This is a genomic window from Aliirhizobium wenxiniae, assembly GCF_014201355.1.
In the GTDB taxonomy this organism is placed as follows: Bacteria; Pseudomonadota; Alphaproteobacteria; order Rhizobiales; family Rhizobiaceae; genus Neorhizobium; species Neorhizobium wenxiniae.
Genome location: NZ_JACHEG010000002.1, coordinates 817,877 through 844,266, shown reverse-complemented (window position 1 = coordinate 844,266; position 26,390 = coordinate 817,877). Strand labels below are relative to the sequence as shown.

Annotated in this window: 25 protein-coding genes and 1 pseudogene; 15 read left to right on the top strand and 11 right to left on the bottom strand. The window is 60.1% G+C overall.

The genetic code is table 11. The features are described 5' to 3' along the window. Window positions 1–18 precede the first annotated feature (18 nt). A complete protein-coding gene (gene relB, locus HNQ72_RS12085) occupies window positions 19–327 on the bottom strand; it encodes a type II toxin-antitoxin system RelB family antitoxin (RefSeq protein ID WP_183992484.1) in 309 nt (102 codons plus the stop codon). Window positions 328–398: 71 nt separating this feature from the next. On the opposite strand from relB, the gene hisS reads away from it, so the two are divergent. From hisS to HNQ72_RS12065, 4 genes are read left to right on the top strand one after another with little or no spacing between them, the layout of a single operon-like run. Beyond that, window positions 399–1,919, top strand: a complete 1,521-nt coding sequence (hisS, locus tag HNQ72_RS12080; protein WP_183992483.1) for a histidine--tRNA ligase — start codon at window positions 399–401, stop codon at window positions 1,917–1,919. Between the two features lie 30 nt (window positions 1,920–1,949). Continuing rightward, on the top strand, window positions 1,950–3,059 hold the full coding sequence (locus tag HNQ72_RS12075; protein ID WP_183992482.1) for an ATP phosphoribosyltransferase regulatory subunit: 1,110 nt from the start codon (window positions 1,950–1,952) through the stop codon (window positions 3,057–3,059). Between the two features lie 5 nt (window positions 3,060–3,064). Further along, a complete protein-coding gene (gene hisG / locus HNQ72_RS12070; RefSeq protein WP_183993111.1) occupies window positions 3,065–3,757 on the top strand; it encodes an ATP phosphoribosyltransferase in 693 nt (230 codons plus the stop codon). Between the two features lie 5 nt (window positions 3,758–3,762). Beyond that, a complete protein-coding gene (locus HNQ72_RS12065; protein ID WP_183992481.1) occupies window positions 3,763–4,371 on the top strand; it encodes a class I SAM-dependent DNA methyltransferase in 609 nt (202 codons plus the stop codon). 79 nt (window positions 4,372–4,450) lie between these two features. On the opposite strand, the gene HNQ72_RS12060 is transcribed toward HNQ72_RS12065, so the two are convergent. Next, the gene (locus tag HNQ72_RS12060) at window positions 4,451–4,897 is read right to left on the bottom strand and encodes a DoxX family protein (RefSeq protein WP_183992480.1); all 447 of its coding nucleotides are present in this window, start codon (window positions 4,895–4,897) and stop codon (window positions 4,451–4,453) included. A 641-nt stretch (window positions 4,898–5,538) separates the two neighbouring features. Here HNQ72_RS12060 and HNQ72_RS12055 point away from each other — a divergent pair. Beyond that, complete coding sequence (locus HNQ72_RS12055) at window positions 5,539–5,859, top strand: hypothetical protein (protein WP_183992479.1); 321 nt, start codon at window positions 5,539–5,541, stop codon at window positions 5,857–5,859. 166 nt (window positions 5,860–6,025) lie between these two features. Further along, the gene (locus HNQ72_RS12050) at window positions 6,026–6,631 is read left to right on the top strand and encodes a LysE family translocator (protein ID WP_183992478.1); all 606 of its coding nucleotides are present in this window, start codon (window positions 6,026–6,028) and stop codon (window positions 6,629–6,631) included. Window position 6,632: 1 nt separating this feature from the next. Here HNQ72_RS12050 and HNQ72_RS12045 read toward each other — a convergent pair whose 3' ends face one another. The 3 genes from HNQ72_RS12045 to HNQ72_RS12035 all read right to left on the bottom strand — a co-directional run bounded on the left by HNQ72_RS12045 (window position 6,633) and on the right by HNQ72_RS12035 (window position 10,878). Next, window positions 6,633–8,582: a methyl-accepting chemotaxis protein gene (locus HNQ72_RS12045; protein ID WP_183992477.1), complete on the bottom strand. Its 1,950-nt coding sequence runs from the start codon at window positions 8,580–8,582 to the stop codon at window positions 6,633–6,635. 195 nt (window positions 8,583–8,777) lie between these two features. Next, window positions 8,778–10,502, bottom strand: a complete 1,725-nt coding sequence (locus HNQ72_RS12040) for a peptidoglycan D,D-transpeptidase FtsI family protein (protein ID WP_183992476.1) — start codon at window positions 10,500–10,502, stop codon at window positions 8,778–8,780. A 151-nt stretch (window positions 10,503–10,653) separates the two neighbouring features. After that, complete coding sequence (locus HNQ72_RS12035; protein ID WP_210297757.1) at window positions 10,654–10,878, bottom strand: hypothetical protein; 225 nt, start codon at window positions 10,876–10,878, stop codon at window positions 10,654–10,656. A gap of 209 nt (window positions 10,879–11,087) precedes the next feature. On the opposite strand from HNQ72_RS12035, the pseudogene HNQ72_RS30520 reads away from it, so the two are divergent. After that, window positions 11,088–11,302 (top strand): annotated as a pseudogene (locus HNQ72_RS30520) (lytic transglycosylase domain-containing protein); the annotation flags it as partial. A gap of 15 nt (window positions 11,303–11,317) precedes the next feature. On the opposite strand, the gene HNQ72_RS12030 reads toward HNQ72_RS30520, so the two are convergent. Continuing rightward, on the bottom strand, window positions 11,318–11,878 hold the full coding sequence (locus HNQ72_RS12030; protein WP_183992475.1) for a TetR/AcrR family transcriptional regulator: 561 nt from the start codon (window positions 11,876–11,878) through the stop codon (window positions 11,318–11,320). A 95-nt stretch (window positions 11,879–11,973) separates the two neighbouring features. Here HNQ72_RS12030 and HNQ72_RS12025 point away from each other — a divergent pair, with 95 nt between their 5' ends. Continuing rightward, the gene (locus HNQ72_RS12025) at window positions 11,974–13,167 is read left to right on the top strand and encodes an MFS transporter (RefSeq protein WP_210319568.1); all 1,194 of its coding nucleotides are present in this window, start codon (window positions 11,974–11,976) and stop codon (window positions 13,165–13,167) included. Between the two features lie 90 nt (window positions 13,168–13,257). Here HNQ72_RS12025 and groL read toward each other — a convergent pair whose 3' ends face one another. Together groL and groES are read right to left on the bottom strand one after the other, a co-directional pair. Beyond that, window positions 13,258–14,898 (bottom strand): chaperonin GroEL, encoded by a 1,641-nt coding sequence (gene groL / locus HNQ72_RS12020; RefSeq protein WP_183992473.1) that lies wholly within the window; start codon window positions 14,896–14,898, stop codon window positions 13,258–13,260. Window positions 14,899–14,954: 56 nt separating this feature from the next. Beyond that, the gene (gene groES / locus HNQ72_RS12015) at window positions 14,955–15,251 is read right to left on the bottom strand and encodes a co-chaperone GroES (protein ID WP_092997992.1); all 297 of its coding nucleotides are present in this window, start codon (window positions 15,249–15,251) and stop codon (window positions 14,955–14,957) included. Window positions 15,252–15,616: 365 nt separating this feature from the next. Here groES and chrA point away from each other — a divergent pair, with 365 nt between their 5' ends. The 4 genes from chrA to HNQ72_RS11995 all read left to right on the top strand — a co-directional run bounded on the left by chrA (window position 15,617) and on the right by HNQ72_RS11995 (window position 19,201). Beyond that, entirely contained in the window at window positions 15,617–16,948 is a 1,332-nt protein-coding gene (chrA, locus tag HNQ72_RS12010) for a chromate efflux transporter (RefSeq protein WP_183992472.1), read from the top strand. A 114-nt stretch (window positions 16,949–17,062) separates the two neighbouring features. Continuing rightward, window positions 17,063–17,911, top strand: a complete 849-nt coding sequence (locus tag HNQ72_RS12005) for a TIGR01459 family HAD-type hydrolase (RefSeq protein ID WP_183992471.1) — start codon at window positions 17,063–17,065, stop codon at window positions 17,909–17,911. A 41-nt stretch (window positions 17,912–17,952) separates the two neighbouring features. Next, window positions 17,953–18,957 (top strand): bifunctional riboflavin kinase/FAD synthetase, encoded by a 1,005-nt coding sequence (locus HNQ72_RS12000; protein ID WP_183992470.1) that lies wholly within the window; start codon window positions 17,953–17,955, stop codon window positions 18,955–18,957. 4 nt (window positions 18,958–18,961) lie between these two features. Further along, the gene (locus HNQ72_RS11995) at window positions 18,962–19,201 is read left to right on the top strand and encodes a BrnA antitoxin family protein (protein ID WP_183992469.1); all 240 of its coding nucleotides are present in this window, start codon (window positions 18,962–18,964) and stop codon (window positions 19,199–19,201) included. 16 nt (window positions 19,202–19,217) lie between these two features. Here the strand turns inward: HNQ72_RS11995 and HNQ72_RS11990 are convergent, their stop codons facing one another. Both HNQ72_RS11990 and HNQ72_RS11985 read right to left on the bottom strand, forming a co-directional pair. Then, window positions 19,218–19,415, bottom strand: a complete 198-nt coding sequence (locus tag HNQ72_RS11990) for a type II toxin-antitoxin system HicA family toxin (RefSeq protein ID WP_183992468.1) — start codon at window positions 19,413–19,415, stop codon at window positions 19,218–19,220. Beyond that, window positions 19,415–19,666, bottom strand: a complete 252-nt coding sequence (locus tag HNQ72_RS11985; RefSeq protein WP_183992467.1) for a DUF1902 domain-containing protein — start codon at window positions 19,664–19,666, stop codon at window positions 19,415–19,417. Before HNQ72_RS11985 ends, HNQ72_RS11990 begins: the two co-directional genes overlap by 1 nt. Before the next feature lie 318 nt (window positions 19,667–19,984). On the opposite strand from HNQ72_RS11985, the gene ileS reads away from it, so the two are divergent. Together ileS and HNQ72_RS11975 are read left to right on the top strand one after the other, a co-directional pair. Then, complete coding sequence (ileS, locus tag HNQ72_RS11980; protein WP_183992466.1) at window positions 19,985–22,894, top strand: isoleucine--tRNA ligase; 2,910 nt, start codon at window positions 19,985–19,987, stop codon at window positions 22,892–22,894. Between the two features lie 135 nt (window positions 22,895–23,029). Further along, complete coding sequence (locus HNQ72_RS11975; RefSeq protein ID WP_183992465.1) at window positions 23,030–23,668, top strand: hypothetical protein; 639 nt, start codon at window positions 23,030–23,032, stop codon at window positions 23,666–23,668. A 46-nt stretch (window positions 23,669–23,714) separates the two neighbouring features. Here HNQ72_RS11975 and HNQ72_RS11970 read toward each other — a convergent pair whose 3' ends face one another. Further along, on the bottom strand, window positions 23,715–24,170 hold the full coding sequence (locus tag HNQ72_RS11970) for a nucleoside deaminase (protein ID WP_183992464.1): 456 nt from the start codon (window positions 24,168–24,170) through the stop codon (window positions 23,715–23,717). A 147-nt stretch (window positions 24,171–24,317) separates the two neighbouring features. Between HNQ72_RS11970 and HNQ72_RS11965 the strand changes: the two genes are divergently transcribed. Then, on the top strand, window positions 24,318–26,390 hold the full coding sequence (locus tag HNQ72_RS11965) for a pseudouridine synthase (protein ID WP_183992463.1): 2,073 nt from the start codon (window positions 24,318–24,320) through the stop codon (window positions 26,388–26,390).

The window sequence follows — 26,390 nt, the reverse complement described above, 5'->3', positions numbered from 1 at the left end:
TTCCTGGCGATATTTTATTCAATCGTCCAGACCTAGCTCCTTTTCAAGCTCCTCCATCGTGTACGTACGTGAATTGCCGTTTCGAACTTCTTCCAAGTGCGCCTCAACGATCGCAATGTCATGCACATCTTCAAGATGCTTATGAAGAACCTGGGCAGCATAGGCATCCGTATCGAAGCCGTGGAGATCGGCGTAGCGACGAAGAAGACGATGCATGGCTTCCGGGATTTCAACGGCAACGCGCTTGTTCATGGCGATGATCCCTTTGAGGATCGGATATATACCATCCGGCTTGATACTTCGCCAGCCGCCGCCCTTGCCGCTCAAGGCATGATCCTCTAAGAAACCGCTCGTATTTTCGGCCTTTCCGAAAGGCCACAAAGCAATGGATATCGATCATGAGCGACAAGCAGAAAAAGCCACAGAAACTCAAGGCCCGCCTGCCGCGCGGTTTTGTCGACCGCTCGGCTGCCGATATCCATGCGACCAACGAGATGACCGCGAAAATCCGCGAGGTCTATGAGCGTTACGGTTTCGATCCGGTCGAAACGCCGCTGTTCGAATATACCGACGCGCTCGGCAAGTTCCTGCCCGATAGCGACCGCCCCAACGAAGGCGTCTTTTCGCTGCAGGACGACGACGAGCAGTGGATGTCGCTTCGTTATGATCTGACGGCACCGCTTGCCCGTCATGTCGCGGAGAATTTCAACGAGATCCAACTGCCGTTCCGCACCTATCGCGCCGGTTACGTGTTCCGCAACGAAAAGCCCGGCCCTGGCCGTTTCCGCCAGTTCATGCAGTTCGATGCCGATACGGTCGGCGCACCGGGCGTTCAGGCCGATGCCGAAATGTGCATGATGATGGCCGACACGATGGAAGCGCTCGGCATCAAGCGCGGCGACTACGTGATCCGGGTGAACAACCGCAAGGTTCTCGACGGCGTCATGGAAGCGATCGGCCTCGGCGGCGATGACAAAGCCGGCCAGCGCCTGAACGTGTTACGCGCCATCGACAAGCTCGACAAGTTCGGCCCGGAAGGCGTGAAGCTTTTGCTCGGCGAAGGCCGCAAGGACGAGAGCGGTGACTTCACCAAGGGCGCAGGCCTCAATGCGGAGCAGATCGACAAGGTTCTCTTCTTCGTCGGCATCAAGGACTATGCGGAAAGCGCCGCCCAGCTCGGCGAGTTGGTTGCCGGCACCGAAAGAGGTGGAGAAGGCGTCGACGAGTTGAACACGATCGGTGCCTTGGCGACCGGTGCAGGTTACGGAGCGGACCGCATCAAAATCGATCCTTCCGTCGTCCGCGGCCTCGAATATTACACCGGTCCGGTCTTCGAAGCCGAACTGACCTTCGACGTGACCAACGAGAAGGGTGAAAAGGTCGTCTTCGGCTCTGTCGGCGGCGGTGGCCGTTATGATGGTCTCGTGTCGCGCTTCATGGGCCAGCCGGTTCCGGCCACGGGTTTCTCCATCGGCGTCTCGCGCCTGATGACGGCGCTGAAGAACCTCGGCAAGCTCGGCCAGGACGAGGTGATCGCTCCGGTTCTCGTCACCGTCATGGATGGCGATGTGGAAAGCATGGGCCGTTACCAGCGCTTCACCCAGGCGCTGCGTGCCGAAGGCATCCGCGCCGAAATGTACCAGGGCAACTGGAAGAAATTCGGCAATCAGCTGAAATATGCCGACCGCCGCGGCTGCCCGATCGCCATCATCCAGGGCGGCGATGAGCGCGCGACAGGTGTCGTGCAGATCAAGGATCTGATCGAGGGCAAGCGTCTTTCGGGCGAGATCGAGGATAACGCGTCCTGGCGTGAGGCCCGTGTGGCGCAGGAGACTGTCTCCGAAGCCGACCTCGTCGCCAAGGTGAAGGAAATCCTGGCTGCCCAGGCCGAAGACCGCAGGCGGGCCAAGGATGTTTAAGCGTCTCTCCAACATTCCGGGAGTGCGCCCATGCCTCTGATCAACATGCCCGAATTCTCGACCCACCTGCTCGATGAATTCGCCGCGCGCGGTACCGCGCGTATCGATACGCCCGTCATCCAGCCCGCAGCACCCTTTCTCGACATGGCGGGCGAAGACCTGCGTCGCCGCATCTTCCTCACCGAAAGCGAAACGGGCGAGAGCCTGTGCCTGCGGCCGGAATTCACCATTCCGGTGTGCCTGCGCCATATCGAAAACGCCACCGGCACACCGCGGCGTTACTGTTATCTTGGCGAAGTGTTCCGCCAGCGCCGCGAGGGGGATAACGAGTTTTATCAGGCCGGTATCGAGGATCTCGGCGAGACCGCAACGGCCAATGCCGATGCGCGCGCTGTCAATGATGCGATGCAGATCCTGCACAACCTCATACCCGGCCGCCGGTTGAACGTGACGCTGGGCGACCAGGCTGTGTTCGAGGCGGTCGTTCGTGCGCTCGGGCTTCCCGGCGGTTGGCAGAAGCGGCTGATCCAGTCGTTCGGCAACAATGCCCATCTGCGGCACCTGCTGATGACGCTGGCGAGCCCGCAGGCTGAAACGGGTCTGTCACCAGAGCTTGCCGCGCTTCTGAGCCAGGACGAGGCGGCGCTGATCGCCCATATCGACCGGACCATGGAAGAGACGGGGTACTCCACCAATGCCAGCCGCTCGCCGCGCGAAATCGCAGCCCGGCTGAAGGAAAAGCAATCGCTGGCCGAAACAAGGCTCGATGGCTCGGCGCTTCTTCTCCTGAGCGAATTCCTGTCGCTGGAAATGTCACTTTCCGAGGCTCCCGCAGCGCTGGCCGGTTTCGCCGATGCGGCGGGGCTTGCCATGGGTGCGGCACTCGTGACGTTTCAGGCACGCGCGGAGGCCATGGCCGATCTCGGTGTCGACCTGACCAAGGTGACCTACCGCGCCGCTTTCGGCCGTCCGCTCGATTATTACACCGGGCTCGTCTTCGAAGTCAGCCGCGACAACGCGGTTCTGGCCGGTGGCGGGCGTTTTGACCGGCTGATGACGCTTCTCGGTGCGAACGAAGATATTCCGGCCGTGGGCTTCTCGCTCTGGCTCGACCGGATCGAACAGGCGAGGGCGCGCTGATGTCTATGATTACCATCGCTCTCCCCTCCAAGGGCCGCATGAAGGAAGATGCGTCCGCAATCTTCGAGCGCGCCGGCATGCCGATCGTTGCCGTCGGTAACGAGCGCTCCTATCGCGGCAAGGTCGACGGTCACGACGATATCGAGATCGCCTTCCTGTCTGCCTCCGAGATTGCCCGCGAGATCGGTGCCGGAACGGTCGATTTCGGCGTGACCGGTGAAGACCTGATCCGCGAAGGTTTGGCAGATGCCGACCGTAAGGTCGAAATTTCGGCCCGCCTCGGCTTCGGCCATGCGGATGTCGTCGTCGCCGTGCCGGAGATCTGGCTCGATGTCGACACGATGGCGGATCTTGGTGACGTTGCCGCCGACTTCCGCTCGCGCCATGGCCGCCGTCTGCAGATCGCCACCAAATACTGGCGGCTGACGCAGCAGCATTTTTCGGGAAGTCACGGCATCCAGCTCTATCGCATCGTCGAAAGCCTTGGCGCCACCGAAGGAGCGCCTGCCGCGGGACAGGCGGATATCATCGTCGACATCACCTCGACCGGCTCGACGCTGAAGGCCAATCACCTGAAGATCCTGTCCGATGGCGTGATCCTGAAGTCGGAAGCCTGCCTTGTTCGCGCCCGCAAGGCCGAGCACGAGGGCGACGCCCGCATCGCGGCGATCGTCGAGGCGGTCCGCAAGGCCGTGTGACCAGGATGTCGGGCGCAGACGCCAACATTATTGGGCTTTACGAGCGACACGCGCTGGCCTTCGACAAGGTGCGCGGCCGCAATCTGTTCGAACGGCCCTGGCTCGATCATTTTAGCGGGCTTATCGCGCAGCGCGGCCATGTGCTGGATCTCGGTTGCGGGGCGGCCGAGCCGATGGCTGCGCACCTGATCAGCAGAGGTTTTCATGTCACCGGCGTCGATACGTCGAAAACGCTGATCGGGCTGGCGCGCGAGCGGTTTCCGGGCATGGCCTGGCATGAAGACGACATGCGGAAGTTTTACATACCGACCAAGTTTTCCGGCATTCTTGCGTGGCACAGCTTCTTTCACCTGAATGCCGATGACCAGCGGGCGATGTTTCCGCGCTTCGGCGCGCTTGCCGGTCCGGGTGCTGCGCTGATGTTTACCAGCGGTCATTTCGAAGGTGAGGCGATGGGCGAGTTCGGCGGCGAGCCGCTTTACCATGCCAGCCTGTCAAAGGCCGAATATGAGGCACTGCTGCAGAAGAACGGCTTTAAGGTGGTCGCCCAGATTTCGCAGGATCCTGCCTGCGGCGGCGCGACCGTCTGGCTCGCCAAAAATATCCGCCGCTAGAACAGTCCTTTATCCAGACAATAAAAAAACCGCCGGATGTTGGTCCGGCGGGAATGTCTTGGCAGGGATTTGATAATCGTTAGGCGGCAATTGCGACGGAACCACGGCGGGCGTCGATGGAATATGCGCCCGGGCCGAAGGTTGCGAGCAGGATGTATGCGCCGGCCAGCGTGAAATTCTTCATCAGCATGATGCCGTTCAGCGCATTGATCCAGCCGAGAGCCGGGTCAGGCCAGCCGGGAACGGCAACGGTGCCGGAATGGAAGACGGCGCCGGTGAAGATGCAGAAGAGTGCCAGCGCCCAGCCGACAATCTTGGTCTGGAAGCCGACGAGAACGGCAAGACCGGTGACGAATTCGAACAGGCCGGCGAGATAGGCGAGAGCCGTCGCAGCAGGCAGGCCTGCACCGGTGATCATGCCGGCGGTGCCTGCCGGATCGGTCAGCTTGCCGAAGCCGGAATAGATGAAGATGAAGGACAGAAGGATACGGGCGATCAGGACGATGGTGTTTTGCGAGCTAGACATGGAAGTCTCCAGATATTCGCCAGCTCCGGTCTTTCGGGCCAGCGGTTGAATTCTCTGGAGCTGTATGTGCCACGTTTATCGGCACCCCGAAAGATGAACGAAGGTGGACAAATTGTTCGCTAAAAATGAACGATCCAGGCAAAGCTTGGCGCGTGATGTGAAACAGGGGAGAGGCCGCGCAAATGCGGAATCGGGATATAGGTTTGGGTGGCGTTGCAATTGCGCGGCCTGGCATATTGGTTGATGTCCTGCCGGTTTCCCTCGATTTCTTCCTTTCATGAGGATGGGTCGGCTTGCGGACATGCCTTGCATGCCGCAGGCGTGACTGCGACAGGCCTTATGCCAGCTTCCGCCTGCCCACGAACGTCTCGCGAAACACTCCGGTGGCGAAAGCGACATGATTATGTGACCGCCATTCGCAGCGGGGATGAAGCGGCGCAAAATTCACGTCATAATCCTGATTTTACTGGGATCAGCGAGACAAAGCTTCCCCGCCCGATTGCTGCGACGTTGCGAATAAGTGAGCCAATTCGTTTCACTTCGTTGCGCTTTGTGAATGAAACCTTCAGGCCCGGTTCACCGTTATCTCTCCATCGTCGCCTCGCTCTTCAAGCGAGTATGACCGTCAAAAGGAGTAAGGCATGAAGAAGATCGTCATCGGCGCAGTGGCCCTTATGATGGCCGCAACCATTCCGACCCTGTCCCAGGCGCAGACCTATCGCAGCGAGGCCCGTGAACACCGTCAGGACTATCGCATCTATCGCGGCGCGGCGAGAGGCGAACTGACGCCTGGCGAATTGCGCCAGATCCAGCGCCAGCAGAACCGTATCGACCGTTTCAAGGCACGGACGGCTCGCGATGGGTATGTGACGCGCGGCGAACGCCGAAAGATTGAACAGATGCAGGATCGCGCCTCGCGCAACATCTACCGCAAGACGCATAACAGTCGTAGTGTTTACTGAGCGCGAGACAACGACAGAGTTTAAGCAGGGCGACTTCGGTCGCCCTTTTTATTGCGTCGAAGATTGAAGAATATCTTTCGGCGGCGCACACAGCTTGATCGATGCGCTTTCCTGCTCCATCCTTGCAACCCTGTCTTCGCATTGCGATCATGGAAGGGAGTGAGGGATGACCTTCGAATATCTGGTGACGGCTTTCATAATATGCCTCTCGCCTGGCATCGGTGTCGTCTACACGCTGTCATCGACACTTGGTGGCGGATTGAAGGCGGGTTTCTGGGCTGCGATCGGTTGCACGATTGCGACGGTCATCCATCTTGTCGTCGCCATGGCTGGTCTTGCCGCTATTCTCCACACGAGCGCGGTTCTGTTCCAGGCGATCAAATTCGCCGGCGTTGCTTATCTGCTCTGGATGGCCTGGGCGGTTTTGAAAGGACGAGGCGGGCTGTCGGTGCGCCCAACGGAACCAAAATCCCCGCTGCAGTTTATCCGCAGCGGCGTTCTGCTGAATATACTGAACCCGAAACTGCCGTTGTTCTTCGTCGCCTTCATCCCGCAGTTTGTGCCTGCTGGAAGCCCGGTTGGGCTGTTGGTCGAACTGGGTCTCGGCTTCACCGCCATGACCTTCATCGTGTTTATCGGTTATGCCGCGATTGCCGCGACTGGGCGGCAATATCTGCTGCAAAGCGAAACCGCGATGAACTGGATGCGCCGCGCCTTCGCCGCATCCTTTGCTGCACTTGGGGTGAAGCTTGCGACCGAAGGAACGCGGTAGCTTAGAACTCTTCCCAGTTATCTCCGGAAGCACTCGGAGCGAGCCCCAGTCCGGCCGCCAGTTTTCCTGCCAGCACCCGGGCGGGCGAGGAGTGAACCTGACGCGCCTGCGCTGCGGGCGAGACGGCGCGCACAGCGGCGGCCGTTGCGATTGGCGCATCCCCACCGAGATCGAAGCGGGACACCAGCACACGCAGCCGCTCCGCTTCACCGGCAAGCGCCACGCTGGCGCTGTTTGCCTCTTCCACCATGGCGGCATTCTGCTGCGTGACCTGGTCCATCTGGTTGACCGCAACATTCACCTGCGACATGCCGACCGACTGTTCCTTCGATGATGTGGCAATCGCATCCAGCTGGCTATTGATCGCCGAGACGTGATCGCGAATGCCGGCAAGCGCAATACCGGTAGCGCTGACCAGCGAAACGCCGCTTCTGACCTCATCGGCGGAGTTACGGATCAGCTCCTTGATCTCCTTTGCCGCCTGGGCCGAGCGCTGGGCGAGTTCGCGCACTTCCTGGGCTACCACCGCAAAACCTTTGCCCGCTTCACCTGCGCGGGCTGCCTCCACACCCGCATTCAGCGCCAGAAGATTGGTCTGGAAGGCGATCTCGTCGATCACCCCGATAATGCTGGAAATCTGTTCCGACGACTGTTCGATCTTCTGCATCGCATTGACCGCCTTCGCGACCACCTCACCCGATTGCAACGCCGATTGATTGGCTTCCACGGCCATTCCGCGCGCCTCTTCCGTGCGGTTAGAGGAATTGGTGACATTCGAGGTGATCTCGTCGAGTGCTGCTGCGGTCTCCTCCAGCGAGGCGGCTTGCTGTTCTGTTCTGCGGGAAAGATCCCCGGCGCTCTGGGAAAGTTCGCGCGAACCGCTGTCGATCGCGCCGGTGGCGTCCGAAACAGCCTGCATGGTGTCACGCAACTGCGCCACGGCGGAATTGAAATCCGATCGAAGCCCCTCGAAATCCGGGCTGAACGGCCGGTTAAGCGTGACTGCCAGATTGCCGCCTGAAAGCTGCTTCAACCCCTCTGCCAGCCCTTCCGTTGCCTGCGCCATGTTTGCTGCCCGCACGCGGTCGGTTTCCGCATTGCGCTGGCGCTCCGCATCCTGGGCGCTGCGGTTGTCTTCTGCCTGCTGTTGCATTTCGCGGGTGCGCAGGCCGTTATCCTTGAATACCTGCACCGCACCAGCCATCTGGCCCACCTCGTCGCGGCGATCAACGCCGTCGATCGTGACGGAAAGATTGCCGTTGGCCAAGTTGACCATTGTTGCCTGCAATTGCTTGATCGGCCGCACCAGCCAGCTGCGAATGGCAAAGAATCCGACCGACAGCACGAGGATAAGACCGAGCAGGACGCCGCCAAGCGTAGTCAATGCCGTGGTGTTGGCTGCACTGCCGAGAGTTTCGGCCTTGCCCGATACGCTACTGATGATCGTGTCGGTGATTTTCGTCGACGTTTCGGCAAATGCGGCGAACTGCGGCTGGCAGCCGGTAAGGAAAGCTTCCTGCGATGCCTGTATCTCGCTCTCCGTCTTTGCGACCTCGCCAAGCCTGATTGCCGGTGCGCAGGATTGCTGAAGGATCGAAAGGCCGGCAGCTTTCAACGCATGCAGGTCCCGGTTATCAGAAAGAATGCCGATCGCCGCATCCATCCGCTCGGAAAATCCCGCCTGCGCATGCTGTAGTTCCGCGGTCGCGGCCGCATTGCCCTCCGGCGTGCGCGACATCAAAAGATCACCTATCGCCGCCCGCGCCATCTGGATCGACCGGTTGGCGCGCGCTACCGAAAGCGATGCCGTACTCTCCTTGTGTAGAAGATCGCCATAGGAACCGTTGATCTCATAGATGCGTGAACTGCTGTAACCCGCAATGGCGATGGCGAAGATACCGAACAACGCCATGATGGCCATGAACTTGCCGACGATCGAGATGTGCTTCATCGAAATGCCCCGTGTGCAGAGAGTGCGTCGAGGCCATGGTAGCGGCAGGTCTTTATGATTGCCTATTAGCTAATATATTATTTTACATCTATCTAAAATTATACCCGCACAGGTGGTGTCGACAAATTTCATCGCGATTTCGGTTGCGGTGCGCTTCGACCCCGAGAAGCGAATTTTTCATCGGGGCCGGCTGTCTCAGTAGTTCGCCACCATGGTCGGCTCGAAGTCCGGGACGACGTTGAGCATCGGTGCTGCACGCGCAACGATCTGCTTCACCATCGGGGCTGCCGTATTGGTGGCAAACGTGCTCGTCGTACCTTCGCCCGAAAGCGGTTCGTCGCAGAAGGACAGGACGACATATTGCGGGTGATCGATCGGGAAGGCCGCCAGATAGGCGTTGAAGCTCAGCGTGTGCGAATATTTGCCGTTGATGACCTTATTCGCCGTTCCCGTCTTGCCGCCGACATGGAAGCCGGGAACATCTGCACTTTTGCCCGAACCCTCTTCGCCGTTGAGCTTGAACAGAGTGCGGATCGTATCGCTCGTGCTCGGCTTGACGATGCGTGTAGCGGTCTGCTCGGCAGCCTCTGCCGTGCGCGGCAAAAAGGTCGGCTCGATAAGCTCGCCGCCATTGACGAGGGCAGCGCCCGCAACTGCCGTCTGCAGCGGCGTGGTCGCCACGCCATGGCCGAACGAGATGGTGATGGCGTTGATCTTCTTCCACACTTTCGGCTGGCTCGGCGTCTTCACTTCCGGCAGTTCGGTTTCCATCCGTGTCAAAAGCCCGAACCTGGTGAGATAGGCTTTCTGGTTATCCATACCGACCCGGTCCATCATCTTCGCCGTGCCGATATTGGAGGAGTAGCGGAAGACCTCCGGTACTGTCAGCCAGCGGCGCGGCACGTCGCGGTCGTCATGAATGGTGAAGCGGCCGAAATGAAGCGGCGTCGTGGCGTCGAACGTATCGGAAAGTTTTGTCACGCCGGAATCGAGCGCCATCGCCATCGAGAAGGTCTTGAAGGTCGAGCCCATTTCGAACGTGCCATTCGTCATCCGGTTCAGCCAGCCGTCTCCGCCATCGGCCTGCGGATCGTTCGGATCGAAATCGGGTGCGGAAGCAAGCGCCAGCACTTCGCCCGTATGAATGTCGATGACGGCGGCACCGGCAGCCTTGCTTTTGTATTCCGTCATCGCGTGGCGAACCGCCTCATAGACGACGTTCTGCACCCGGATATCGAGCGAAAGGCGGATCGGCTTCAGCGCTTCTTCGGTGGTCATCCCGACGCTCTTCAGGTCGGAAAGGCCCTGCATGTCGAGATATTTCTCCATGCCGGCGACGCCGCGATTGTCGATATCGACATAACCGAGCACATGGGCTGCGATACGGCCATCGGGATAGAACCGCTTCACTTCCGGACGAAAACCGATGGCGGGGATGCCGAGTTTCAGCACCTCGCTCTGCTGCTTCGGCGTCAGCTGGCGGCGGACCCAGATGAATTTCTGGCGCTTGTCAGCAAGCTTGGCATAGAGCGACTTGCGATCGAGATCGGGAAAAAGGCCCGAAATCTTCTCCACCGTCTCATCGAGATCGACGATGCGGAAGGGTTCGGCAAACATCGAGACGGTGTGGACGTCTGTTGCCAGAAGCTCGCCGTTGCGATCGGTAATGTCCGGACGCGCCGCGATATTATTGTTGGCGGGAATGGATGCAGTCGCCTCCGCCGGGCTGAAGCCGTATTCGGTCATCCGGGCAAACATTGCGCAATAGGCAAGGATGAAACAGGCCGACAGGATGACGAGGCGGGATCTTGCCTGCTTCGCACTGCCCTGCGCCTTCCGCTTCGCTCTGGCCGAGCGTTTTGCAGAGATCAGCGTTTTCACGCGACCGCTCTTGCGAAGGGAAAAGGCGATAACTGACATGGCGGTCTTCTGCTCTCGGGCGGAAGATCATCGACCACCGTGCCGACGATTGTCTAGGTTCGGATGGTTAACGACACGCTAATATCGCGCGCCGGACCGATCACGAAAACGCGCGTTCGGTGACGGGGAGGGGGCGCCGAATGCCTAGCCATCACAGGCTCAAGTCCAGACCGAGCTGACTGCTGAGGAAAAATGCGAAGACTGCCAGAGCCAGTACTGCCAGCGCAAAGACCGCCGCTACCTTGCCGCCCGTGCGTACCAGCGCCAGCGTCTCACCCTTTTCACCCTGATCATAATGCCACTTGATGGCGAAGAACATGGCCAAGCCCAAAGCGGCAGCCTTGAAGATGACGAAGACGACAGGGACCCAATCCATGACAAAGGCTCTCATTTGCATAAGCTATGTGCCTTATGCTCTCATTTTGGGCAGATGCATATATCTCATTCTGCAACGCTGATATGTGACAGCAGATGGCGGGTTGGTTAGGCGGCGTGGATCGCTTCACGTTCAATAGCCTGCTTCCTTCTGATGTCGGAAATCCGGCACATAGACTCTATCGTTGGGGGCGGGGGCTTTTGCGGACAGCGACCGGCGGCAGCCTTTTTACGTGCGCCATCCTTCAGCTGCCGGCACTGCTTAATGCCCAGGGACATTGATCGTGCGTCAGCGCGGCGGCAATTTTGGTTATCGCCCGCGTTATGCGGCAAGGATCGACCGCGAGACCCGCGAGCACGCGAACAAGCTTTCTGCGGAGATCGGGGCGGCATCGGTGCCCTGCACGATTTTCAGAAACCGCTGATCTCGCTGAACCGCTCTAACTCGAGAGCTTCGCAACGATAACGCGGGCGGCGTCGCGCGAAATGCCGTCCGGGTGCATGAAGTTGTGAATGGTCGCGCCTTCGATCATGGCGTCGAGCGATGCGGCTACAGCAGGCGAAAAATGCCGTTCGAGCGCTTCCCGGCTTTTTGCCATCCATCCGGTCATGACGTGCCTGGTTTGCGGGTTGCGAGCCACATAGGCGTAAAGCTCCAGAATGAGGGTCATCTTCCGGTCGGTCATGGCGTACCAGCCGCACATGACATCCACGACGACTTCGCGGGCTTCATCGGCGGTCTGCGCCTTCTGAAACGCTGCGTCGAAATGATGGGTAATCTCCTGCGTCAGCTTTAAAAACGCCTGCTTGAGCAGATCGTTGAGGCTGGCGAAATGGTAGGTCATCGAGCCCAGCGGCACGTCGGCCGCTTCCGCCACCCGGCGATGGGTGGTGCCGGATACGCCCTGAACGGCAATGACCTCCAGCGTGGCCTCGATGATCCGCGCCTTGCGGTCGGGATCGTATCGCCTGTTGCCGCCCGAAGACCCTTCTGCCGTCATTCATCTGTCCTCTTATTCAGTCTTGACGACTTATGCGTACAAACGTACATAACGCAAGTGTACATTTGTTCTTAACGTGGCCGATGGAGCTTTTCTTGACCACATCAATTCAAAAACGGCGCCTTGCTCTGTTTGCGTTCTTCTTCATTCCCGGCCTCTCCATGGCCTCCTGGGTCACGCGCACGCCGGCGATCCGCGACAGTCTCGGTGTGTCCATCGCTGAAATGGGCGCCGTGCTGTTCGGCCTCTCCGTCGGCTCGATGACCGGCATTCTGAGTGCCGGTGCGCTTGTCGGCCGGTTCGGCACACGCAAGGTGATGTTCACCGGCCTGTGTTTCATCATTCTGTCGCTGGCAACTTTGGCGCTCGGTGTCACCATCGCTTCGTCGCTGACGGTGGCTCTGGGGCTGTGCTTTTTCGGCCTCGGCGTCGGTGGCGCGGAAATCGCCGTCAATATGGATGGGGCGGATGTCGAGCGCATCACCGGCAAACATCTTCTCCATGCGCTGCACGGTTTCTTCAGCCTCGGCACGGTGTTTGGCGCACTAATCGGCATTGCCCTCAATGCCCTGCATTTCCCGGTGGCACTGCATATGGGGGTTATCGCGCTGATCTGTATCCCCGTCATCGCCACGGCCATCCGGCATATTCCGGTCAGTTCGGTTGTCCATGACGGAGAGGGAGATCATGCGAATGGTTCGGCCGCGCAGGTGCCTGTGTGGAAGGAGCCGGTCGTTCTGTTGATCGGTTTTATCGTGCTTGCCATGGCGCTGGCCGAAGGTGCGGCAAACGACTGGCTGCCATTGCTTATGGTCGATGAATACGGTTTCAGCCCGACAGCCGGATCGATGGTCTTTCTCGGTTTCGCCACTGCCATGACCGTTGGCCGTTTCGGCGGCGGCGTACTTCTCAACCGTTACGGCCGCGCAGCGGTCGTTGCCGCCAGCGCCGTGACGGGAGCTGCTGGCATCGCCATTGTCATCTTTGCCAGCCATCCGGCTCTGGCAGCGGTTGCCGTGGTTCTCTGGGGGCTTGGTGCATCGCTCGGTTTTCCCGTCGCGCTCTCGGCTGCCGGCGATTCCGGGCCCAACGGTGCGGCACGCGTCAAGATCGTTGCGATCGCGGGTTATGTCGCCTTCCTCGTCGGCCCGCCGCTTCTGGGCTTCGTGGGCGAGGAATACGGACTGCGCAACGGGATGATCGTCGTGCTTGCTCTGGTCGCGCTGGCAACGTTTTGCGCGCCGGCCATCCAGCGCAGACGCGCGAGCGCCAGGCCCATCGAGGCGTAAGTAATTCTCTCCGAAAGCAGAAAGGGCGGCCCGAAGACCGCCCTTTCCGTAACCTGAACCGGATGGCTCAGATGTAAGACCTTAACGGTCTCACATCATGTCCATGCCGCCCATTCCGCCCATGCCGCCAGGCATGCCGGCCGGAGCGTCCTTCTTCGGCAGCTCGGCGATCATGGCTTCGGTGGTGATCAGCAGCGAAGCAACCGAAGCTGCGTTCTGCAGAGCCGTACGAACAACCTTGACCGGGTCGACGATGCCCATGGCGATCATGTCGCCATATTCAGACGTCTGGGCGTTGTAGCCGTAGTTGTCTTCGTTCTTCTCGAGGATCTTGCCCACCACGATCGAAGCTTCGTCACCAGCGTTTTCAGAGATCTGGCGAACCAGAGCCTGCAGAGCGCGGCGAACGATGTTGACACCAGCTTCCTGGTCGTCGTTTGCGCCCTTGACGGTGATCTTGGAAGCAGAACGGAGCAGGGCTACGCCGCCGCCCGGTACGATGCCTTCCTGAACAGCAGCGCGCGTTGCGTTCAGAGCGTCGTCGATGCGGTCCTTGCGTTCCTTGACTTCGATTTCGGTCGAGCCGCCAACGCGGATGACGGCAACGCCGCCAGCGAGCTTGGCAAGACGTTCCTGCAGCTTTTCGCGGTCGTAGTCCGAAGTGGTTTCTTCGATCTGCGCCTTGATCTGGGCTACGCGGCCTTCGATGTCAGCCTTCTGGCCAGCGCCGTCGACGATCGTCGTGTTTTCCTTGGAGATCGAAACCTTCTTGGAACGGCCGAGCATGTCGAGGGTGACGTTTTCGAGCTTGATGCCGAGGTCTTCGGAAATGACGGTGCCGCCCGTGAGGATGGCGATGTCTTCCAGCATGGCCTTACGGCGATCGCCGAAGCCCGGAGCCTTGACGGCAGCGATCTTCAGGCCGCCACGCAGCTTGTTGACGACCAGAGTTGCAAGAGCTTCGCCTTCGACGTCTTCAGCGATGATGACGAGCGGCTTGCCGGTCTGAACGACAGCTTCGAGAACCGGCAGCATGGCCTGGAGGTTCGAGAGCTTCTTTTCGTGCAGGAGGATGAATGCGTCTTCGAGGTCCGCGATCATCTTTTCCGGGTTGGTCACGAAGTAAGGCGACAGGTAGCCGCGGTCGAACTGCATGCCTTCGACGACTTCGAGTTCGGTTTCAGCGGTCTTGGCTTCTTCGACGGTGATGACGCCTTCGTTGCCAACCTTCTGCATGGCTTCAGCAATGTCGTTACCGACCTGCGTGTCGCCGTTTGCGGAGATCGTGCCGACCTGGGCAACTTCAGCCGATGTGGAGATCTTCTTTGCCTTGGCCTGCAGGTCCTTGACGACTTCGAGAACGGCCAGATCGATACCGCGCTTCAGGTCCATCGGGTTCATGCCGGCAGCAACAGCCTTGGCGCCTTCGCGAACGATCGCGCGGGCAAGAACGGTTGCAGTCGTGGTGCCGTCGCCGGCGATGTCGTTGGTCTTCGAAGCAACTTCGCGGACCATCTGGGCGCCCATGTTTTCGAACTTGTCTTCGAGTTCGATTTCCTTGGCGACCGATACACCGTCCTTGGTGATGCGCGGAGCGCCGAAGGACTTGTCGATAACGACGTTACGACCCTTCGGGCCGAGGGTTACCTGCACTGCGTCAGCGAGGATGTCGACGCCGCGCAGCATCTTTTCGCGCGCAGAGCGGCCGAATTTTACTTCTTTAGCTGCCATTTTGAGAGCTCCTGAATAGAGGTTTCAGCGAATTACGAAAAAGGCGTAACCGGCAATCAGCCGATAACGCCCATGATGTCGGATTCCTTCATGATCAGAAGGTCTTCGCCGTTAAGCTTGACTTCCGTGCCGGACCACTTGCCGAACAGGACGCGGTCGCCGACCTTGACGTCGAGAGCAACGAGTGCGCCCTTGTCGTCGCGTGCGCCAGAACCGACTGCGATGATTTCGCCTTCAGCCGGCTTTTCCTTGGCGGTGTCCGGAATGATGATGCCGCCCTTGGTCTTTTCTTCAGACTCGACGCGCTTTACGACAACGCGATCGTGCAGGGGGCGGAAAGTTGTGCTTGCCATTGTCTAATCCCTCGATCAAATGACATGGACAGGTCTCAGGAATAAGACCCGCGGATCTCGTTTAGCACTCCTCTTGTCAGAGTGCTAACGGAGCCGAGATAAGGGTGGCCATCGGGCGAGTCAAGAACGGGCTCGAAATTTTAGTTGCCGCCCTGCAGCATCAAGCAAAACAGGATTAACAGCCAACGGCCATCACTCTCATGCTCTGGCGAGACGGCTTCTGTCAGCAGAGTTTGACCTCAGCATGGCAGCCAGCCGATGAAGCCAGTCAATGAAGCCAGCCAATCAAGATTGTCATATAGCTTTAACATGACATTTTTACTGAGACGCATTCCGTTTGAGGATGTCGGTTTCGGGGAGGGTATATGGCGGCGATTGACGGTGTGGGAAAAACGGATGAGGCGAAGCCCTCGCTTGCCGAACTAACTTCCGTCTTCGCCCGCATCGGCTGCCTGAGCTTCGGTGGCCCGGCGGCGCAGATCGCCATGATGCACCGCGCTGTCGTGGAGGAAAAACGCTGGCTCTCGGAGGAGCGGTTCCTGCATGCCCTGAACTACTGCATGCTGCTTCCCGGTCCGGAGGCGCAGCAGCTCGCTACCTATATCGGCTGGCTGACCCATGGCACTCGCGGCGGCATCATTTCCGGGCTGCTTTTCATTCTGCCCGGCCTCGTTGTCATCACCATCCTGTCCGCGGCTTACGCCCTCTGGCAGGAAACCACATGGCTGGCCGGCCTGTTCTTTGGCCTCAAGGCCGCAGTTCTTGCCATCGTCGTCGAGGCGGTCATCCGGCTCTCGAAGAAGACGCTGAAGAGCGGGTTTCTCTGTCTCGTGGCCGCCACGGCCTTCGTGGCGCTGTTCCTCTTCGGCGTGCCGTTCCCGATCGTGGTTCTCGCTGCAGCCTTTGCCGGTTTTCTCAATGCCCGGCGAACGGGTGTTTCCACGGCACCAACAGGCCTCACCGATCTTGCCGCGCCACCATCGCCGGGCAGGGCGATCATCAGCCTGATCGGCTGGATCATCGTCTGGCAATTGCCGCTTCTGATCCTCTGGGTCTTTTCCGCGCCGGATGGCCTGACAAGCCTTTTCTCCTTCTTCTCGAAAATGGCGCTGGTCACCTTCGGCGGTGCCTATGCGGTTCTTGCCTATGTGGCGCAGGTCGGCGTCGAGCAATATGGCTGGCTGCAGCCCGGCGAAATGCTGGATGGGCTGGCTTTGGCCGAAACCACGCCGGGGCCGCTCGTTCTCGTTCTTTCCTTCGTCGGTTTCCTCACCGGTTTTCGCGAGGCTTCCGGGGTTGTCGGAGGCGTTCTCGGCGCATTGCTGGTCGCCTGGGCGACCTTCGTTCCGAGCTTTATCTTCATTTTTGCCGGTGCACCTTATATCGAGCGCCTGCGCGGCAATCGCATCCTGTCCGGCGCGCTCTCGGCGATCACTGCCGCCGTTGTCGGCGTCATCCTCAACCTCGCCATCTGGTTCGGCCTGCATGTCCTGTTTCGCCAGGTAGGTAAGGTTGAACTCGTGCCGTCGCTCGGGCTTGAGCTGGCACTGCCGGTCTGGACAAGCCTTGATCCGGTGGCAGCAGTTCTGTTCGTGCTCTCGGCCGTTTTGCTGTTCCGGCTGAAGCTCGGGATGGTGCCGGTTCTCGGCATCTGCGCCGCGGCCGGGCTGCTCGTCCGCCTTCTGGCGCTCATGTAACGGCCGCATGAAATATCCCGCACTGCACGCAAATCTCCTTGCCATCCAGCCCACGCTTTGCGACATCAGCGCCAGATATGTAAGGCCGGACGTGGCAGAAGGTGATCGACAGGCATGGCAAAGCGCATCCAGAACTTGAGTGAAGTCATTGGCGGCTACGATGTGGTTCTGTCCGATGTCTGGGGCGTTGTGCATAACGGCGTTGCTGCCTTCCAGCATTCCTGTCAGGCGCTTGCCGCAGCCCGAAAGGCCGGCGCGACCGTCGTGCTGATCACCAACTCCCCACGCCCCGCCCCTGGCGTCATCGAGCAGTTGAAAGTGCTCGGCGTATCCGACGACACCTATGACCGCATCGTCACCTCCGGCGACGTGACCCGTCACCTGATCGCCGAAGGCCCGAAAAAGGTATTCCTGCTCGGCCCCGAACGCGACATGCCGCTGTTCGACGGGCTGGATGTCGAGGTCGTTTCGGCCGACGAGGCGGAAGCTATCGTCTGCACCGGCTTCTTCGATGACGAAAAGGAAGTGCCGGAAGATTATACCGACATGCTGAAGGCGTGGGTCGCGCGCGATGTGCCATTCATCTGTGCCAACCCGGATCTCGTCGTCGAGCGCGGCCACAAGATCATTCCATGCGCCGGTGCCGTTGCCGCTTATTACGAACAACTGGGCGGCAAGACCCGCATCGCCGGCAAGCCGCATTTCCCGATCTATGAAGCGTCGCTGGCTGCTGCCCGCGAAGCACGCGGCGAATTCGACAAGTCGAAAGTACTCGCTATCGGTGACGGCATGCCGACCGATGTGCGCGGCGCGCTTTCGCAAGGCCTCGACCTGCTTTATATCAGCGCTGGTATCCATGTTGCGGAATATACCGTCAACGGCGAGACGGACGAGGCCATCCTTCAGGCCTGGCTGAAAAGCGAAAACGCCGCGCCGAAATTCTGGATGCCCAGACTGGCCTGACCGGTCTTGCAAACGAGAATAGACTGATCCGGACCTGCCACATGACCGTATTCCATCGCAACGAAAAGAAGGACCCGCTGCCCGAGGTGCTCAAGGGCGGAGTGGTCGCGATCGGCAATTTCGACGGTGTGCATCGCGGCCACCGCAGCGTGCTCGAACGTGCGCTGAAACTGGCGGAAGAGCGCGGCGTGCCGGCTCTGGTTCTGACCTTCGAGCCACATCCGCGCACCGTCTTCAAGCCGGACCAGCCGGTTTTCCGCATCACGCCGGCGCCGGTGAAGGCGCGGCTCTTGGAGGCGATGGGGTTCCATTCGGTGATCGAATATCCGTTCGATCGCGATTTTGCCGGACGTTCCGCTGAAGAGTTCATCCAGTCCATTCTGGTCGACTGGCTGGGCGCGAGTGCCGTCGTCACCGGTTTCGATTTCCATTTCGGCAAGGGCCGCGAGGGTGGACCGGCCTTCCTCATGGCCGCCGGTGAGCGCCATGGGTTCACGGTATCGCTGGTCGATGCCTTCCGCGATGAAAATGCCGAGGTGATCTCATCTAGCCGTATCCGCGAATTGCTGGGCGAGGGAGATGTCGCTCAGGCCGCCGGCCTGCTCGGTTATCGCTATACGGTCGAGGCGGAAGTGATCGACGGCGAAAAGCTAGGCCGCCAGCTCGGCTTCCCGACCGCCAACATGCGGCTGGCGCCAGAGGCAGAGTTGAAGCCCGGCATCTATGCCGTTCGTTTCCGCCGCCCCGACGGCATGCTCTATGATGGGGTCGCAAGCTACGGCCGCCGCCCGACGGTGACCGATAACGGCGCTCCGTTGCTGGAAACCTATCTCTTCGATTTTTCCGGTTCGCTCTATGGCGAAGTCTGCGCCGTTTCCTTTTTCGGCCATCTGCGCGACGAGCTGAAATTCGACGGTCTCGACCCGCTGGTCGCGCAGATCAAGCGCGACGAGGAAGAGGCAAGAGCGTTGCTTACCGGCGTTCAGCCGATCAGTGAACTGGATGCGAAGATTGCATTCGCCTTCAACGCAGAAAACGAAGGATAAGACCATGGCAAGCACTCCGCGCCGACCGGCCAACCCGATGGATGCCGCCGAAGCCCTGTTCAAGCCGGCCAAGAAAACTGCCGCAGCCCCTGTCGAAAAGTGCGCCGTGCCGGAAGTGAAGGAGCTTGTCTCGATCAAGCTCGACAGCGCGGTGATCGAATATTTTCAGGAAGACGGCCCCGGCTGGCAGGATCGCATCAATGACGCGCTGCGCGGTGTGATGGCGGCCAATCCGAAGAACTAAGCCGAGAGCGGTCTCCCTAGAGCCGCTTTTCCGAGCCTGCATCTTTCAGGATTGCATTGGCAGTGTGTCGGCTCAAAAGATGACGCGGAAGCAATATGATCTTTCCCGTTTCACGCGATCGCCATTTCTCGTGCAAGCCTTTCGCGTTGGTCAGATATTCATAGCCGAGTTCTGAAATAATGGTGCGGACGGTCTTATAGAAACCGTCGACCATCAGGCGGCAGCCGGTATGTTTGCGGGTCTTTCCCAAAGGATTGCAGGAATGAGATCCCTGATCGGCGTGTCAGCGAGATCCGATGCCGACATGTGGTTGGCGACGATCAGGTCTATGGCTGCGTCAAAGAGGACTTCCTCGAAAGCGTCCAGGGTTGCGGCTTCGATATGGAGGCCATCGATATCGCTTTCAGAATAAAAGACCTTGGCCTCGGCATCCCAAACGGCTTTTACGAAAAACGTTCTTTTCATAACCAAGGCCCAAACCTGTTTTGGTATAGTCGCAAGAAGAATATACGACCTCGCGGCGGTCAGGCAATCATGTCGTCTCGCCTATCTGATTTCCCCCTTCCTTTCCGCCCCAAAACGCCTTAATAACCGCGTCCATGACAATTTTCCGGTCGGCCCAGATCATTGCGAAGATGATCATACGAATTATCGGCCCGGCTTTCCGCGCTGCTTGATCAAGCTGCGGGAAGGTCCGGGATTTTGGCGTTTGAACAGCGCCTCCGCCACCGAATTCTCATCCGCATCGCGCCCTGACGTGGCGCAAAGAGACGATTGCTCAAAATGACCGATACAGCCGAAAAGCTCGATTACTCGAAGACCCTTTACCTGCCGGAAACGGAATTCCCGATGCGCGCCGGCCTGCCGCAGAAGGAGCCTGAAACGGTTGCCCGCTGGCAGCAGATGGACCTCTACAAGAAGCTCCGCGCTTCCGCCGCCGGCCGCGAAAAATTCGTGCTGCATGATGGCCCTCCCTATGCCAACGGCAACATCCATATCGGCCATGCGCTCAACAAGATCCTGAAGGACGTCATCACCCGCTCGTTCCAGATGCGCGGTTATGACAGTAACTACGTTCCGGGCTGGGATTGCCACGGCCTGCCGATCGAGTGGAAAATCGAGGAAGAAAACTACCGCGCCAAGGGCAAGGCCAAGCCGGACCTGAAACAGCCGGACGCGATGATCGAATTCCGCAAGGAATGCCGCGCCTATGCCGAAAAATGGATCAAGATCCAGGGCGACGAATTCAAGCGCCTCGGCATCGTCGGCGATTTCGACAATCCCTATCTGACCATGAACTTTCACGCGGAAAGCCGCATCGCCGGCGAACTGTTGAAGATCGCCATGAGCGGCCAGCTCTATCGTGGTTCGAAGCCGATCATGTGGTCGGTCGTCGAGCGCACGGCGCTGGCTGAGGCCGAGGTCGAATACCACGACTACGAGAGCGACACGATCTGGGTGAAGTTCCCGGTGGTTGGCGCGGCCGAACTGGCCGATGCCCATGTCGTCATCTGGACCACCACTCCGTGGACCATCCCGGGCAACCGCGCCGTCGCCTATTCGCCTAAGGTTGCTTACGGCCTTTACGAAGTGACCGAAGCCGTCAATGATTTCGGTCCGCAGCCGGGTGAAAAGCTGATCTTTGCCGATGCGTTGGCCGAAGAGTCTGCCGCGAAAGCGAAGCTCACCTTCAAGAAGCTGCGTGGCGTCTCTGCCGAAGAGATGGCTGCCCTGACGCTTGCCCATCCGTTGAAGGGCCTCGGTGGCGGTTACGAATTTACCGTTCCGCTTCTCGCCGGTGATCACGTCACCGACGATGCCGGTACCGGTTTCGTCCACACCGCTCCGTCTCACGGCCGCGAAGACTTCGAGGCCTGGATGTCGGGCGTCAAGGAACTGGAAGCCCGCGGCATCGACACCCGTATCCCGTTCCCGGTCGACGACAGTGGCACCTACACCGCCGATGCCCCCGGTTTCGAGGGTGGCCGCGTCATGGACGACAACGGCAAGAAGGGCGATGCCAATGATCGCGTCATCAAGTCGCTGATCGAGCGTAACGCACTCTTCGCCCGTGGCCGCCTGAAGCACTCCTATCCGCATTCCTGGCGCTCCAAGAAGCCGATCATCTTCCGTAACACGCCGCAGTGGTTCGTCTATATGGACAAGGACCTCAAGGACGGCACGACGCTGCGCACCCGCGCGCTTTCGGCGATCGACGACACCCGTTTCGTCCCCGCCGGCGGCCAGAACCGCCTGCGCGCCATGATCGAACAGCGCCCGGACTGGGTTCTGTCGCGTCAGCGCGCCTGGGGCGTCCCGATCTGCGTCTTTGCCGATGAAGAAGGCAATGTCCTGCAGGACGAAGAGGTCAACAAGCGCATCTTGGAAGCCTTCGATGCCGAAGGTGCGGATGCTTGGTTCGCCGAAGGCGCCAAGGATCGTTTCCTCGGCAACGGCCATGACCATGCCAAGTGGACGCAGGTCATGGACATCCTCGATGTCTGGTTTGACAGTGGCTCGACGCACACCTTCACGCTCGAAGATCGCCCGGACCTGAAATGGCCGGCCGACGTCTATCTGGAAGGTTCCGACCAGCATCGCGGCTGGTTCCATTCCTCGCTTCTGGAATCGGCTGCCACCCGCGGCCGCGCGCCCTATGACACGGTCGTCACCCATGGCTTCACCATGGATGAAAAGGGCCAGAAGATGTCAAAGTCGCTCGGCAACGTCGTGTCTCCGCAGGACGTGATGAAGGATGCCGGCGCCGATATCCTGCGTCTCTGGGTCATGACCACCGACTATTGGGAAGACCAGCGCCTCGGCAAGACGATCATCCAGACGAACGTCGATGCCTATCGCAAGCTGCGCAACACCATCCGCTGGATGCTCGGCACGCTGGCGCATGACGAAGGCGAAGAGATTGCCTACGCTGAACTGCCCGAACTCGAAAAGCTGATGCTGCATCGCTTGTACGAGCTGGATAAGCTCGTGCGCGAAGGTTATGACGCGTTCGAATTCAAGAAGATCACGCGCGCGCTGATCGATTTCGCCAATATCGAACTCTCCGCCTTCTATTTCGATATCCGCAAGGACGCGCTTTATTGCGACGCGCCGTCTTCGCTTCGCCGCCGCGCCTCGCTCGCCGTCATCCGCAAGATCTTCGAGGCCACCGTTACCTGGCTTGCCCCGATGCTGCCCTTCACGACGGAAGAGGCTTGGCTGTCGCTTAAAGCCGATGCGGTTTCTGTCCATCTCGAACAGTTCCCGGATGTGCCGGCCGAGTGGAAGAACGATGCCGTTGCCGAAAAGTGGGCGAAGATCCGCAAGGTTCGCTCCGTCGTCACCGGCGCCCTCGAAATCGAGCGCAAGGACAAGCGTATCGGCTCGTCGCTGGAAGCGGCCCCGGTTGTCTATGTTGCCGATGCCGAATTGTTGAAGGCGCTGGAAGGCCTCGAATTCGAGGAAACCTGCATCACTTCCGCGATCAAGATCACGGCAGGTGAAGGTCCGGAAACGGCTTTCCGTCTGACTGAAGTCGCAGGTGTCGCGGTCGATCCGAAGCTGGCCGAGGGCACGAAATGCGCCCGTTCGTGGCGTGTGACGACCGATGTCGGCTCCGATCCGGCATGGCCGGATGTCTCGGCTCGCGATGCTGCGGCACTGACCGAACTTGCCAAGCTTGGCAAGTTGTAATGTCATGAACCGTGCCGGATGATTGCGCTTGAGCGCTTCATCCGGTATTCCTGCCTGAAATTGGCCGGATTTATCCGTCAGGTCGATGGCAATAGTCTATGAGGCGTCGAGGCGGGCGTCCGTGGTAGGGGTTTGATGGAAACGACGAAAACCTTGCGTATGGCCCTTGGTGCGGCCGGTATTCTGGTTGCGACCGTGACGCTTTCCGGCTGCATGGGAAGCCCGACCTACGGCACCGACAAGACTGCCATGGAACAATTGGGCGATGACGTGACTTCGGCCATCGATATCGGTGGCGATCGCGCCAAGGAAAAGGCGAAGATCCGCTACAACCCACGTCCTGCGCTGGTCGTCGCCAGCCATCAGGAAGGTGGAGCGTTGCCGCCGCCGCAGCAATCGCTTGCCAACCGCGAAAACAACCCGAACTGGGTCGAATCGCCGGAAGAGGCACGTGAGCGCCTTCGTCAGGAAGCAACCGACAACCAGGGCAACCCGAACTACCGTTCACCGCTTCTGGCCGGCAAGGGTCAGGCTGGGCAGTTGACGGAATCGCAGAAATGGGAAGCCTTCCGTCAGGCGAAAGCCAACGCAAACGATCCGGGCATCAGCGGAGGCCGCCGTTCGCTCTCCGATCCGCCGACGGAATTCCGAACCGCCGATGCGCAGACCTTGCAGGATCTGGGTGAGCCGGAGACCAAGAAGGAAGCTCGCCGCAAGAAGGAAGCCGAGGCTGCTTCTACAAAGGGCTCCGCCTGGTGGAAGCCCTTCCAGTAAGATAGAACGAATGAGGCTCGGCTCGGCCGGGCCTTTTTTGTAAGCCTTATCTGTCCCGCCGGGACCGGAAAAAGCCGGTGAGCAGGTCTGCCGCCGGCACTTCGGCAATGCCGGAATAGACTTCAGGCGCATGGTGGCAGGTGGGTTGCGAGAAGAACCGCACGCCGTTTTCCACAGCGCCACCCTTCGGATCGTTGGCGCCGTAATAAAGCCGGCGGATACGGGCGAAGGATATGGCGCCGGCGCACATGGTACATGGCTCCAGCGTCACATAAAGATCCGCTCCGCCAAGCCGCTCGCTTCCGACCTTGGCTGCAGCCTCGCGGATCACGGCAATTTCGGCATGGGCGGTGATGTCGTTTTCGGCGCGGGTGCGGTTGCCTGAGCGGGCAATAATCTCGCCATCGATAACGATGACGGCACCGACTGGAACCTCGCCGCGTTCGGCGGCATTTCTGGCTTCTGTCAGTGCGGCATCCATGAAGCTGTCGCTCTTAGGCATTTCAGCGATTTCCTCTTAACCCGGATCGCATGAACTGGTAGGAAGCATGCAACGCGAAGCGCGCCCTAAGGGTGTGCATCCATCTGGTCAACACGAACAAGTATGTCCGGGATACTCCGTCGACATCCTGCTTCAGGCAAACAACATATGAATTCAAAAGACAAGCCGAAGCGCGGCGAAGCGAAAACCTTCGTTCGCGAAATCAAGCCGAAAGCCGAAGGCAGCACTGCTTCCAAGTCGGGGGGCAAGCCGGGCTTCAAGTCCTCAGGCAAGCCGGGAGCGAAATTCAGCGACAAGCCCGCTGGGGCTGCAAAGCCGCGCGCCAAGGCGGAAGGTGCCGTCAGAAAGCCGGTTCGTTCGGCCAAGCGCGAGGAATTCGTGGGCGAGGGTGCATCCGCGCCGACCGACGGCAAGCCCGAGCGTATTTCGAAAATCCTCGCCCGTGTCGGTGTCGCATCCCGTCGCGATGTTGAGCGGATGATCCTCGAGGGCCGCGTCACATTGAATGGCAAGCCGCTCGATACGCCGGTCGTCAACGTGACGCTGGAAGACAAGATCGAAGTGGACGGCGTGCCGATCCGCGGCATCGAGCGCACGCGCCTGTGGCTCTACCACAAGCCCGGTGGTCTGGTGACCACAAATTCCGATCCGGAAGGCCGCCCGACCGTGTTCGACAATCTGCCGGAAGGTCTTCCGCGGGTTCTCTCCATCGGCCGCCTCGATATCAACACCGAAGGCCTGCTGCTTCTGACCAATGACGGCGGCCTGTCGCGCACGCTCGAACTGCCGACCACCGGCTGGCTGCGCCGCTACCGGGTGCGTGCCCATGGCGAGGTCGATCAGGAAGCGCTCGACAAGCTGAAGGACGGCATTGCTGTCGACGGCGTGCTCTACGGTTCTATCGAAGCGACGCTCGACCGTGCCCAGGGCCACAATGTCTGGATCACCATGGGCCTTCGCGAAGGCAAGAACCGCGAAATCAAGAACGTGCTCGGCGCGCTCGGTCTCGAGGTCAACCGCCTGATCCGCATTTCCTACGGTCCGTTCCAGCTGGGCGATCTGCCGGAAGGCGAAGTGCTGGAAGTGCGCGGCCGCACCCTGCGCGACCAGCTCGGCCCGCGCCTGATCAATGAATCGAAGGCCAATTTCGAAGCCCCGCTTTATAACGAGCGCAGTTCGGAAGACGAGCAGCCGCAGCGTGCCGAAAAGGTAGAGCGTCCCGCCAAGCCCGAACGCGGCTGGGCGAATGATCGCTCGGATGACCGGGGTGACCGTCGCGAGCGTGCCCTTGGCCGCCTCGACACCAAGCGTCCCGACAGCCGTCGCGACGATCGCAAGTTCTCCGACAGGCCTTCTGGTAAGTTCGGGGCGAAGTCTTCGGATCGCGATTTCGGTGACGAGAAGCCGAAGAAGCGTCCGCCGATGGGCACGAGCCGCACGGCCAATGTCTGGATGGCGCCCGGCGCGCGTCCGACGACGGATGAAGGTGGCCGCAAGGTTTCGGCCCGCGCCCAGGCCGAGCAGCTGTTCAAGAAGCCCGCACCCGAGAATGATCTCCGCGTAAAGATCAACCGCGTCAAGGATGACAGCGACTGGATCCGTGGTGAAGACCAGCCGGAACGAGGTGCAAGGCGCGGTGACCGCGAGGACCGTGGCGACCGTGGTTTTGGCGACAAGCCACGCGGTGAGCGCTCGTTCGGCGACAAGCCTAGGGGCGAGCGTTCCTTTGGTGATCGTCCATCCGGTGATCGTAATCGGGGCGACAAGCCCTATGGTGATCGCAAGCCGCGCGAGGATGGCGACCGTCCTGCACGTGCCAAGTCGTTCGGCGGCGAGGGGCGCTCCGAGCGTCCGCGTGGCGAACGCTCCTTTGGTGACAAGCCGCGGGGCGAGCGTTCCTTCGGCGACAAGCCAAGGGGAGAACGTTCCTTCTCGGATCGTCCGCCGCGTGGTGACCGCCCGGCGCGTGACGATAGAGGCGAACGCTCCTTCGGTGATCGCCCCGCAAGAGGTGACAAGCCCTTTGGCGGCAAGCCTTCAGGCTTCGGCGGCAAGCCCTCGGGTGGCAAGCCCGGTTTCGGTGGCAAGCCGGGTGGCGGAAAGTCCTTCGGTGGCAAGCCTTCCGGCGGCAGACCCAATAGCGGTAAGCCAGGTGGTGGTTCGCGTGGTGGCCCAGGCGGTGGACGCCCAGGCGGCAAGCCGCGGACACCGAGGGGCTAA

Coding starts and splice junctions, on each gene's coding strand:
- groES (WP_092997992.1), bottom strand. CDS start 15,251: ATGGCAAGCACAACTTTCCGCCCCCTGCACGATCGCGTTGTCGTAAAG.
- HNQ72_RS12005 (WP_183992471.1), top strand. CDS start 17,063: ATGGCAAAGCGCATCCAGAACTTGAGTGAAGTCATTGGCGGCTACGAT.
- HNQ72_RS11965 (WP_183992463.1), top strand. CDS start 24,318: ATGAATTCAAAAGACAAGCCGAAGCGCGGCGAAGCGAAAACCTTCGTT.
- HNQ72_RS12075 (WP_183992482.1), top strand. CDS start 1,950: ATGCCTCTGATCAACATGCCCGAATTCTCGACCCACCTGCTCGATGAA.
- HNQ72_RS11970 (WP_183992464.1), bottom strand. CDS start 24,170: ATGCCTAAGAGCGACAGCTTCATGGATGCCGCACTGACAGAAGCCAGA.
- HNQ72_RS11985 (WP_183992467.1), bottom strand. CDS start 19,666: ATGAAAAGAACGTTTTTCGTAAAAGCCGTTTGGGATGCCGAGGCCAAG.
- HNQ72_RS12060 (WP_183992480.1), bottom strand. CDS start 4,897: ATGTCTAGCTCGCAAAACACCATCGTCCTGATCGCCCGTATCCTTCTG.
- HNQ72_RS12030 (WP_183992475.1), bottom strand. CDS start 11,878: ATGACGGCAGAAGGGTCTTCGGGCGGCAACAGGCGATACGATCCCGAC.
- HNQ72_RS12050 (WP_183992478.1), top strand. CDS start 6,026: ATGACCTTCGAATATCTGGTGACGGCTTTCATAATATGCCTCTCGCCT.
- groL (WP_183992473.1), bottom strand. CDS start 14,898: ATGGCAGCTAAAGAAGTAAAATTCGGCCGCTCTGCGCGCGAAAAGATG.
- HNQ72_RS12000 (WP_183992470.1), top strand. CDS start 17,953: ATGACCGTATTCCATCGCAACGAAAAGAAGGACCCGCTGCCCGAGGTG.
- hisS (WP_183992483.1), top strand. CDS start 399: ATGAGCGACAAGCAGAAAAAGCCACAGAAACTCAAGGCCCGCCTGCCG.
- HNQ72_RS11990 (WP_183992468.1), bottom strand. CDS start 19,415: ATGGTCGACGGTTTCTATAAGACCGTCCGCACCATTATTTCAGAACTC.
- HNQ72_RS12065 (WP_183992481.1), top strand. CDS start 3,763: ATGTCGGGCGCAGACGCCAACATTATTGGGCTTTACGAGCGACACGCG.
- HNQ72_RS12035 (WP_210297757.1), bottom strand. CDS start 10,878: ATGGATTGGGTCCCTGTCGTCTTCGTCATCTTCAAGGCTGCCGCTTTG.
- HNQ72_RS11975 (WP_183992465.1), top strand. CDS start 23,030: ATGGAAACGACGAAAACCTTGCGTATGGCCCTTGGTGCGGCCGGTATT.
- HNQ72_RS12055 (WP_183992479.1), top strand. CDS start 5,539: ATGAAGAAGATCGTCATCGGCGCAGTGGCCCTTATGATGGCCGCAACC.
- HNQ72_RS12040 (WP_183992476.1), bottom strand. CDS start 10,502: ATGTCAGTTATCGCCTTTTCCCTTCGCAAGAGCGGTCGCGTGAAAACG.
- hisG (WP_183993111.1), top strand. CDS start 3,065: ATGATTACCATCGCTCTCCCCTCCAAGGGCCGCATGAAGGAAGATGCG.
- chrA (WP_183992472.1), top strand. CDS start 15,617: ATGGCGGCGATTGACGGTGTGGGAAAAACGGATGAGGCGAAGCCCTCG.
- ileS (WP_183992466.1), top strand. CDS start 19,985: ATGACCGATACAGCCGAAAAGCTCGATTACTCGAAGACCCTTTACCTG.
- HNQ72_RS12045 (WP_183992477.1), bottom strand. CDS start 8,582: ATGAAGCACATCTCGATCGTCGGCAAGTTCATGGCCATCATGGCGTTG.
- HNQ72_RS11995 (WP_183992469.1), top strand. CDS start 18,962: ATGGCAAGCACTCCGCGCCGACCGGCCAACCCGATGGATGCCGCCGAA.